The following is a 551-nucleotide window of genomic DNA, read 5'->3' on the forward strand; positions in this document are numbered from 1 at the left end:
CTGGCGAGCGGGGCAGGGCGCACGCGTAGCGTTTCGACTTCGTAGAGACGCCCACCCTCTCCCCCGGCCCCTCTCCCAGAGGGAGAGGGGAGGAACACCGCCGCTTTGCTCCCCGTCGCGCAAGCGGGAGAGGGGAAGGAACACCGCCGGTTTGCTCCCCGTCGCGCAAGCGGGAGAGAGGAAGGAACACCGCCGGTTTGCTCCCCGTCGCGCAAGCGGGAGAGAGGAAGGAACACCGCCGCTTTGCTCCCCTCGCCCGCTTGCGGGAGAGGGGCCGGGGGAGAGGGACAGCGTCCCCAGCCACGATATCGCCTATATATATGACCACCCTCGACACCCCCATCCGCCCTGAATACGAACTGGCGCTCGAGCCGTTCACCGCTGTGCCGCTGTCGCGGCCGTTGCCCTTCCATCGCCGCCTCTGGCAGCAGGGCTGGGTGCGCAAGGCGGTGATCCTGCTGGCGCTGGCGGTGCTCTGGGAAATCCTCGCCCGCATCCAGGACAACGACCTGCTGCTGCCCACCTTCCTGGCCACGGCGCGGGCGTTTGGC

Annotated in this window: 1 pseudogene; it reads left to right on the plus strand. The window is 68.8% G+C overall.

Annotated elements, in window-relative coordinates:
* Positions 1-320: 320 nt before the first annotated feature.
* A pseudogene (locus tag AB4Z27_RS29390) lies at positions 321-551 on the plus strand (ABC transporter permease); the annotation flags it as partial.

The sequence above is a fragment of the Cupriavidus sp. KB_39 genome, assembly GCF_052114485.1.
Classification (GTDB): domain Bacteria; phylum Pseudomonadota; class Gammaproteobacteria; order Burkholderiales; family Burkholderiaceae; genus Cupriavidus.